2 protein-coding genes are annotated in these 1,556 nt (G+C 51.3%); both read left to right on the top strand.

The features are described 5' to 3' along the window. Positions 1–22 precede the first annotated feature (22 nt). Positions 23–424 (top strand): ArsR/SmtB family transcription factor, encoded by a 402-nt coding sequence (locus EDC63_RS18420; RefSeq protein WP_124946931.1) that lies wholly within the window; start codon positions 23–25, stop codon positions 422–424. Between the two features lie 35 nt (positions 425–459). Next, positions 460–1,556: heavy metal translocating P-type ATPase (locus EDC63_RS18415; protein ID WP_223248315.1), on the top strand; the 1,097-nt coding region annotated here is incomplete at its 3' end.

Here is a 1,556-nt window from a genome sequence, read left to right as displayed (position 1 = left end):
ATAGTTGCATTATAGTGCAACTATGCATCTAATAAACATACAACCTCAAGAAGTATTTCAATCCCTGGCTGATCAAACACGGGTACGCATCATGCGTTTGCTTGCCGTGACGGGCGAAGAAACCTGTTTGTGTGAACTGGTGGATAGCCTGCTGGAGCCGCAATACAAACTTTCCAAACACCTGAAAATCATCCGACAGGCCGGGCTGTTAACGTCGGAGAAGGAAGGGCGTTGGGTATATCACCGGTTGGTGCAAGGGATTCAGTTTCTGGAAACGCTTTATCAGGTGTTAAAAGAGTTGCCTGACAACAACGGTATATATACCGCAGATCTGGCACGTTTCCGTGAGCGTATGTGTCTCCGTGAAGACGGTCGGTGTCGTGTGGGTAGTCAAAATACCGAATTAACTACGGGGGGCGAGTAATGGCTTGTCCCAGCTGCGCCCTACCAGGTGTTCAGATGCCGAGCCCATGGCGTAATCCACAGGTCGTCACCTCTGTCACCTCTGGACTTTTGCTGCTGTTTGGATTTGCTGGCGGCTATGCTGGCCTGCCGCTACCTTTTCAAACCATTATTTATCTGATTGCTGTTGTTACCGGTGGTTATTACTTCGGTCGCGAAGCATTTGAATCGCTTGTACAAGAACGCGAAATCGGTATCGAAATGCTGATGGCGACCGCTGCAATTATTGCAGGATTGATGGGCCAATGGGCAGAAGCTGCCATGTTGGTCTTCCTCTATTCCATATCCGAGGCAGCGGAAGGTTACACCGCTGAACGCGCAAGGAACGCGATTCGTGCGTTAATGGATCTCGCTCCCAAAACAGCTTTAGTTCTACGGGAGAACCAGGAATTACGTATACCTGTCGAACAACTCCGCGTTGGAGATTTATTTATAGTGCTGCCCGGTGAGGCTATTGCGACTGATGGCGATGTGACAGGAGGTCGTTCCAACGTCAACCAGGCCCCAGTCACTGGTGAATCACTACCTGTAGAAAAAGTGGTAGGCGCTAAGGTATTTGCGGCCACGATCAATGGTGAAGGTTCATTGACTGTGCGCGCAACCAAGACATTTGCTGACAACACGCTTTCCCGCATTATCCATCTTGTGGAAGAAGCCCAGGCAAGCAAAGGGCGGAGCCAGCGCTTCATCGAACGTTTCGGTAAGCGCTACAGTCCGTCCGTGCTTGCGGCAGGCGTATTGATTGCTGTGCTACCACCATTATTCGGGTTGCCTTGGCAGGAATGGCTGCTCCGTGCCACCGTATTTATCGTGGCCGCTGCGCCTTGCGCACTGGTTATTTCGATACCGATCACGCTGGTGGCCGCCATCGGTACTGCAGGGCGCAATGGTATTTTGATGAAGGGTGGCGTGCATATGGAAAATCTCGCCAAGGTACGAGTAATTGCCATGGACAAGACTGGCACGCTAACGCTCGGGCGACCGGAAGTTACCGATATTGTTGCGCTCAATGGCTATTCTGAAGTTCTGATTTTGGCTGGGGCAGCAGCGTTGGAGTCTCGTTCGCAACATCCGCTGGCTCAGGCAATTTTGAA

Source organism: Sulfurirhabdus autotrophica, from assembly GCF_004346685.1.
GTDB lineage: Bacteria > Pseudomonadota > Gammaproteobacteria > Burkholderiales > SMCO01 > Sulfurirhabdus > Sulfurirhabdus autotrophica.
This window is presented reverse-complemented; position numbering and strand designations above follow the sequence as displayed.